Here is a 7504-nt window from a genome sequence, read left to right on the forward strand (position 1 = left end):
GGCATCGTGGTGACCTGCCAGAACGAGAAGTCGCAGATCCAGAACAAGGCCTCGGCCATGCGGGTGCTGGCGGCGAAGCTGCTGGAGCGCAAGCGCCAGGAGGAGGCCGCGGAGATGGACGCGCTGCGTGGCGACGGCTCGAACTCCTGGGGCAACCAGATGCGCTCCTACGTGCTGCACCCGTACCAGATGGTCAAGGACCTGCGGAACAATTTCGAGGTCAACGACCCGTCCAAGGTGCTCGACGGCGAGATCGACGGCCTGCTGGAGGCCGGGATCCGCTGGCGCATGGCCGAGCAGCGGGGGGAGAACGCCTAGTACTCCGGGTTGGTGCACCGGGTCATCGCTGGGCCCGGGCATCTTTCGCACCCGGCGGAACTTTCGCACTGCTGACGGTAGTGCGACCGCGACCGTAACCTCCTGACCAGCCCTTATCGCATCGTGAGACGGGGTCACAGTGCGAAAGTTCCGGGAACAGTCCGGCGGAGCGTCCTACGGCGTGGTGCCGTGGATGTAGCCGAAGCGGTGCTCGGTGGTGGTCACCGCCTGCTCCAGCAGCATCGGGAGGAGTTCACGGCGGCCGTCCGGCAGGACGGGGCGGTCCAGGACGACGGAACCGGACCGCGCGGCGGCGTCGTACAGCGCCTCATCGACGTCACCGAGCGTGCGGACCCGCACACTCGACTGCACCTCGATATCCGCGGCGAACTCGACGTCGGACACCATGCGCACCCGGTTGGCGAGCTCGCCCATCTCCGAGGCCACCGCCGGGGTGGCGGAGACGTCCAGCTTGGTCCCGGTCACCCGGGCCCCCAGGAAGAGCCGCAGCAGGTCCCGGGTGTTCGCGTTCTGCCCGATACGCACCCGCAACGGCTCGAGCAGGGGCCGGTAGCGGAAGACATTGGACTCCACGACCAGCGCGGTCCGGTCGTGTTCCGCCCCGAACTCGGACGCCCACGCCTGGGCGTCCGACTCCGCTGCCCGGCGCAGCCAGCGGTGGTCGTCCTCGGTGAGCACCGGGTGGGGCAGGCCGTGGAACTCACGCAGCAGCTGGGTGATGTCCGTGGAGACACTGCCGCTGTGCAGCTCGCTGATGTCGCCCTCGGTCCAGTGGCCCTGCTGGGCCACGTAGTTGGGGCCGCCCGCCTTCGCGCCGCTGCCGATCGAGGAACCCTTCCAGCCGCCGAAGGGCTGCCGCTGGACGATGGCGCCGGTGATGCCGCGCTCCACGTAGATGTTCCCGGCCTCGACCCGGTCACGCCAGAAGGCGGTCTCGTCCCGGTCGATGGTGTGCAGCCCGGCGGTCAGGCCGTAGCCGGTGGAGTTCTGCCAGTCGATGGCCTCCTCCAGGGTGTCGGCGTGCATCACGCCGGTGACCGGGCCGAAGCACTCGTGGGTGTGGAACCAGGACCCCGGTTTGACGTTGTCGCGCAGGCCGGGACTCCACAGCGTGGCCTCCTCCGCGGAACCGTTGAGCGGCTCCGGTTCGACCAGCCACTTCTCGCCCTTGTCGAGCCTGGTGAGACCGCGCAGGAGCTTGTCGCCCGCGGGTTCGATGATGCCGTTCATGTCGGTCGAGATATCGGTGCCCGGGCCGACCCGCAGGGACTTCACCGCGTCCTCGAGCTGACCCATGAACCGTGCGGACTTGCCCATGGAGCCGACGGTGATGACCAGCGACGCCGCCGAACACTTCTGGCCGGCGTGGCCGTACGCCGACGCCAGGATGTCCGAGACCGCCAGGTCAGGATCCGCGGCCGGGGTCACGATGATGGCGTTCTTGCCCGAGGTCTCGGCGTTGATGACAAGCCGGGGGTCCCACGAGCGGAACATCCGGGCGGTGTCGGAGCCGCCGGTGAAGATCACCGAGTCGATGTCCGGGTGGGACACCAGGCGCTTGCCGGCGTCGCCCTCGTCGGCGTTGACGAGCTGCAGCATGTCCTCGGTGATGCCGGCCTCACGCAGGGCATCGACGAACACCTCGGCGATTCGCAGCGTCTGCGGGGCGGGTTTCAGCAGGACGCTCGCCCCGGCGGCCAGCGCGGCCATGCAGCCGCCGACCGGGATGGCGACCGGGAAGTTCCACGGCGGGACGACGGCCACCGTCCGGTACGGGGTGAACGTGGAGCCACGGTGGCGGTCGATCTTCCGCGCGGACTCGGCGTAGTAGCGGCAGAAGTCGATGGCCTCGGAGACTTCCGGGTCGGTCTGCGCCACGGTTTTCCCGGCCTCGTGGACGGCGGCGGCGATGATGCGGTGCCGGTTGTCGGCGAGCGCGTCCGCCGCCTTGTCGAGTACCGCGGCGCGGTCCGCCCCGGAGGTGGACGCCCAGGCGTCGTGCGCGTCCAGCGCGCGTCCGACGGCCTCGTCGATGACTCCGGGGTCGGTGATGTTGTCGCTCACCGCCGGCCCCGGGTCGGAGGCGGGGTCGAGGATCCGTGCGGCCCATGCACGGTTGGCCGGCATATCGGGGTCGGTGTCCGGCTCGTTGACGAAGTTGCCGGGGACACCACTGGACCGGGTGCCCGCATGCTCACGCGATTCCTCGGTGCGGTCCTGGGTACGGCGTGGCCCGGCGACGGTGGACCAGCGGTCGTGCACCGCCGCGAGGAATCGTTCACGCTGCCCCTCCATCGGGGTCATGCCCGTTTCCTCGTCGCTCTCGGGGGTGAACATCGCGTAGAGGAAGTTCTGTTTCGCGCCGTTCTCCTCGAGCCGGCGGACCAGGTAGCTCACGGCGACGTCGAAGTTCTCCTTCTTGACCACCGGGGTGTACAGGATCACCTCGCCGACGACGTCACGGACCGCGTCCGCCTGGGCGGGGGCCATGCCCTGCAGCATCTCCGCGTCGATCTGGTCCTCCACTCCGCGTTCGACCGACAGTTCGTGGGCGATCGCCATGTGGAAGACGTTGTGGGTGGCGACGCCGATCCGGATCGCGTCGGCGTTCTCGGGACGCAGCACCCAGTCGAGGAGCCGGAGGTAGTTCGCGTCCACCTCCGCCTTCGTCAGGTAGGGGGTCTGGGGCCAGTCGTGGAGTTCGGCGTCGACGCGCTCCATCGAGAGGTTGGCACCCTTGACGATGCGCACCTTGATCTTCGCACCACCGTTGGCGCGCCGCTGCTGGGCGAAGTCCGTGAGGAGGCGGAGCGCCTCGAAGGAGTCGGGCAGGTAGGCCTGCAGGACGATGCCCGCCTCGAGTTCGAGGAACTCCTCCTCGCCGAGCAGTTCGGTGAAGATCTTGAGGGTGAGGTCGAGGTCCTTGTACTCCTCCATGTCCATGTTGATGAAGGGGCGCGGTGATCGCTTCAGGGCTTCCCGGTAGAGGGGCCGGAGCCGGTCCTTGAGCCGTTCGGCGGAGCCGTCGACGTCCCAGTGGTTCAGCTGGGACACCACGGCCGAGGCCTTGACGCTGATGTAGTCGACCTTGGGATTGCGGATCAGGTCGATGAGGTCGTCACGGCGGCGGACGGCCTCGTCCTCACCGAGGACGGCCTCACCCAGCAGGTTGATGTTGAGACGGAAACCGGCGGCGCGGGAGTCGTCGAGGAGGGTGTCCATCGTCGGGCCCTCGGCGTCGAGCACGAGGTGGCCGACGACCGAGCGCAGGTAGGCGCGCGCGATGGGCATCACGATCTGGGGGAGCAGTGGGGCGGCGATCGAGCCCGCCGTCATCAGGATCTGGTCGACCACGCTCAGGAACCCCGGCACCGGGGCCTGGCGCTTCACCGGGTGCGCGATCTTGGCGAACTCGTCCGCGGCGACCTTGTTGTCCTCCGGACGGGCGACACGGTCGACAAAGCTGAAGGTGAACTCCACACCGCTGGGTTCGTGGACCATGTCGGCCAGCTGCTTGGTTGACTTGCTGGTCTCCTTGACCTGCAACCAGGTGTCGGCGAGCCTGAGGGAACGCTTGACCACCCCCTCGACCTCGTCTGCCCGCGGCGGGCGGGTGGTGGCTGCCCGGTCACCGGCGGTCGGGGCGGACGGGGACGCTGATGCTGAATCTGATGACACGGTTGGTCTCCTGTAGGGCCGCGTTGCCATGGTGATCATGGCTTTTTATGCGGCTGTACGTAGCTTCACGGTGTTCACGCTGTCTTTTCATGCGGTCTGTACTGCCGAGGGGCCCGCGTCCTCCGGTACAGCGGGAGGACGCACGCCCGACGTATGGGGCCCGACCCTACTACCGCGTGCAGGTTCTCCGCCGTTGTCCGCCCCCGTGGCACCCTTGCCCACGGCAGTGGACTGTGCCACGCTTGTCGGGTTCAGCTTTCAGCTGCCGAGGCAGCCGCTGGACAACAGTCATCCGTGAGAGTCAGAAGAACCGGAAGGAGACCGGCCATGAGCGCGAACACCGTGTTGCAGTCCCAGCGCCAGCAGTATCTGCTGCCGCTGCCGTCGTTGCCCGGTCTCCCCGGCAACCACGCCGGTAAGCGCCACCGCATCTGACTCCCACCCCATCCCGGGCGAGGCGTCGATGCCGCGTCCGGGACACCCGCGGATTCCACCGGAATCCCGGGATTCCCCGGTCCGATCCCTCTGCGATGGATCGACCGACACCCTCGCCGCGGCCTGCGACCCCGCCCTTTCAGATTCAGAAAGGGACCATCATGTCCAGATCCACCGTCGGCATTCCGGGAGTGACGCTCAAGGAGAACAAGCTCCTGAGCTTCGCCTCCGAGGTCGACGATAACGTCCTCACCCAGGCACGTCAGCTCGCTGATCTGCCCTTCATCTTCCCGCACGTCGCGCTCATGCCGGACGCACACTTCGGCAAGGGATCGTCCGTCGGCACCGTCTTCGGTACACAGAAGGCTGTCATCCCCGCCGCCGTCGGCGTGGACATCGGCTGCGGGATGATCGGTGTCCGCACGTCGTTCACCGCGTCCGACCTGGAGGTTAGGGAGCTCACCGACCTGCGCGACGCCATCGAGCGCACCATCCCGCTGTCCCCGGGACGCTACAACGGCTGGGTCCTCGGCGGGACCGCGGAGGACCGCACCCGCGAACTCGCGCAGCTCGCCGAAGACACCGGCGTTGACCTGGGGCACTCCAGGAAGTGGCGGCAGCAGCTGGGCTCCCTCGGCGGCGGCAACCACTTCATCGAGCTGTGCCTCGACGAGGAGGACCGCGTCTGGATGTTCCTGCACTCCGGCTCCCGGGGTGTGGGCAACAAGATCGCCCAGAAGCACATCAAGACCGCGCAGCGGCTGATGCGCAAGTTCTGGGTCGAACTGCCCGACGCCGACCTCGCCTACCTGCCGGAGGGCACGCCCGAGTTCGACAGCTACCTGCGCGAACTCGCTTGGGCGCAGCGTTTTGCCTGGCTGAACCGGGAGGAGATGATGGACCGGTTCTCCCACCTGCTCGGAGAGTGGATCGGCGAGCAGGTTGAAGAGACAGAGCGGATCAACTGCCACCACAACTACACCGTGAAGGAGGAGCACTACGGCAAGACAGTGTGGCTGACCCGGAAGGGCGCCGTCCGTGCGGACGAGGGTGTCAGGGCTCTGATCCCGGGGTCGATGGGCACCGCGTCCTACGTGGTCGAGGGCCGCGGTTTTCCGCCGGGCCTGCGGTCCGCCCCGCACGGGGCAGGACGGCGGTTCTCCCGGACGGAGGCCAGGAAGCGGTACAGCGCCTCTGATCTGGAGGAGCGGATGGGTTCGATCGTCCACCGGCCGGGTGACGCCTTCGTCGACGAGATCCCGGACGCCTACAAGGACATCGACGTGGTCATGGCGGATGCCGAACCGCTGGTGACGGTGCTGCACCGGCTGCGGCAGGTCCTCAACGTCAAGGGGACGTAGGTGGCGGCCACGGCGATCCCGTCACTGCGGCCCGGTGTAAGAACCAGGGCCAGATCGGTCGCTCTGAGTCACTTCGGTGGACAGATTAAGCTCGGGTTGTTACAGACGCCGTGATCTCAGATGGGGCCTATTCAGGTTAGGCCGAAGCCGCCCGCCTCGGTGTGCAATCTCAGGGCGGAACCATAGCGCGGTTCCGCCCTGGAGTGACACACTCAGGAGTGGTCGGATGTCCAGGCGATGATTTTGGCGATCTCTGCGGCGGTTTGAGCCGGAGTCTTCCCGTCGGTGATGATCCGATGTGTAGTCGCCGGGGTTCTGGTGTCCAGGAATCCGGCCATCCGTGAGCTCCGGTGAAGATGATCCCCGAGGCTCGCGCCCTGTTCACGGCGGCTTAAGCGATCAGCGGTGGTGGTGTCGGTGGCTTCCAGGAGTACCGAGATCACCCCTGGATTATCTCCCATTGCAGTAGCCAGCTTGTCCGCTTCCAGGACAGAGACGGTGTTCGTGAAGATCAGGTTGCGGTATCCGAGGTCCCGGTAGTTGGCCCACACTGCCGCCAGATTTTGTTCCGCAAGCCCGTGTTCCCACGGGGCAGGGTGGGCGAGGTCGAGCATGTCGCCCTCGATGACCGCGTGGCGGATGTTCTGTTCGGCCAGGAGATTGTGGAGCGCGAAAGCGATGGTGGACTTGCCGACGCCGGATCGGCCACCGATGAGGAGAAGACGTGAAGTCATCGAAGTGGCCCGAGGTCGTCGGTGGTTTCTCCCGCGAGGAGTGACAGATCGTTCCGAAGTGCAGAATCGGCTTGATGGTGTTCCAGGAGGTTGACGAGTTCTTCCCTGCTCTGAAAGATCGGACGGCCCAACGGGTCGCTGAGGTCTGCTGCAGAGTTCATGGTGGTCAGCTTAGTCGGCCGTGATCACAGACGGACTCTACTCAAGTTAGGTCGAAGCCGCCGTCGCTGGTGAGGAGAGCGTTCGTCATGGGGACTGACATGGTGGATTACGATGTTCGCGCCGGGGGACGCGAGCTTCCTGGCCACACCGACACCGATGCTTCGCCGTCGTGACGCGCAGGTGATCAATGCCGTTCTGCTGGCGAGAGGGAACTTTCCATACGGCCAGGGTAGGGGAGTGACGGTGAGGAAGTGGGCAGGTAAACTGTGCTCATGAACATGCCGACGGCGTCAAGTGTCGCGTTGCGGGAAGTGATAGACGCGCAGCGCGGGGCTTTCGATGACCTATTGGCGGCTTATGGTGCGACCAATCCCCGTTTGTTTGGCTCAGTGGCTCGGGGGGATGCAGATGAGGGAAGCGACATCGATGTCGTCGTGGAGATGGACCCTTCCGAGGGGAATCTATTGATGAGGGCATCGGGGCTCATGGAAGAAACCCGGGAACTATTTGACCGCGATGACATCGACATTTTTCCCGTTCAGCTACTGCGGCGGTCGATGTCTGAATCTGCGCTGGTGGACTCCCAGCCGCTATGAAGCGTAGTGATACAGCTCCGCGGTGTTGTGGAGTCGCACCTACCAACCCTGGCGAAGGCGCTGGTCACCTCATCGTGAGAACCCGCACGGTGCTAAGGTGAACGCCATGTCAGCAGCAGCCGCAGCAGTGACCGAGACGCTCCGCTAGGGCGTGTCTCCTAAAGGGGCCAGCCAGGCGACGATTGCGGACAGTACCGCC

5 protein-coding genes and 1 pseudogene are annotated in these 7504 nt (G+C 66.3%); 3 read left to right on the forward strand and 3 right to left on the reverse strand.

What is annotated here, in order from left to right:
• A partial coding sequence (locus ACTIL2_RS14830; RefSeq protein WP_442338248.1) for a peptide chain release factor-like protein occupies nucleotides 1-318 on the forward strand: 318 nt, incomplete at its 5' end.
• A gap of 174 nt (nucleotides 319-492) precedes the next feature.
• Here the strand turns inward: ACTIL2_RS14830 and ACTIL2_RS14835 are convergent.
• The gene (locus ACTIL2_RS14835; protein WP_442338249.1) at nucleotides 493-4056 is read right to left on the reverse strand and encodes a proline dehydrogenase family protein; all 3564 of its coding nucleotides are present in this window, start codon (nucleotides 4054-4056) and stop codon (nucleotides 493-495) included.
• A gap of 557 nt (nucleotides 4057-4613) precedes the next feature.
• Between ACTIL2_RS14835 and ACTIL2_RS14840 the strand changes: the two genes are divergently transcribed.
• Nucleotides 4614-5813: an RtcB family protein gene (locus tag ACTIL2_RS14840; RefSeq protein ID WP_442338250.1), complete on the forward strand. Its 1200-nt coding sequence runs from the start codon at nucleotides 4614-4616 to the stop codon at nucleotides 5811-5813.
• 99 nt (nucleotides 5814-5912) lie between these two features.
• Here the strand turns inward: ACTIL2_RS14840 and ACTIL2_RS14845 are convergent.
• Nucleotides 5913-6083, reverse strand: a pseudogene (locus ACTIL2_RS14845) (hypothetical protein); the annotation flags it as partial.
• On the reverse strand, nucleotides 6026-6547 hold the full coding sequence (locus ACTIL2_RS14850) for an AAA family ATPase (protein ID WP_442338251.1): 522 nt from the start codon (nucleotides 6545-6547) through the stop codon (nucleotides 6026-6028). The gene ACTIL2_RS14850 and the pseudogene ACTIL2_RS14845, both read right to left, overlap by 58 nt.
• A 434-nt stretch (nucleotides 6548-6981) precedes the next feature.
• Between ACTIL2_RS14850 and ACTIL2_RS14855 the strand changes: the two genes are divergently transcribed.
• Complete coding sequence (locus ACTIL2_RS14855; RefSeq protein ID WP_442338252.1) at nucleotides 6982-7305, forward strand: nucleotidyltransferase family protein; 324 nt, start codon at nucleotides 6982-6984, stop codon at nucleotides 7303-7305.
• Nucleotides 7306-7504 lie beyond the last annotated feature (199 nt).

The organism is Corynebacterium sp., assembly GCF_052107835.1.
In the GTDB taxonomy this organism is placed as follows: Bacteria; Actinomycetota; Actinomycetes; order Mycobacteriales; family Mycobacteriaceae; genus Corynebacterium.

Coding starts and splice junctions, on each gene's coding strand:
- ACTIL2_RS14840 (WP_442338250.1), top strand. CDS start 4,614: ATGTCCAGATCCACCGTCGGCATTCCGGGAGTGACGCTCAAGGAGAAC.
- ACTIL2_RS14855 (WP_442338252.1), top strand. CDS start 6,982: ATGAACATGCCGACGGCGTCAAGTGTCGCGTTGCGGGAAGTGATAGAC.
- ACTIL2_RS14835 (WP_442338249.1), bottom strand. CDS start 4,056: ATGATCACCATGGCAACGCGGCCCTACAGGAGACCAACCGTGTCATCA.
- ACTIL2_RS14850 (WP_442338251.1), bottom strand. CDS start 6,547: ATGACTTCACGTCTTCTCCTCATCGGTGGCCGATCCGGCGTCGGCAAG.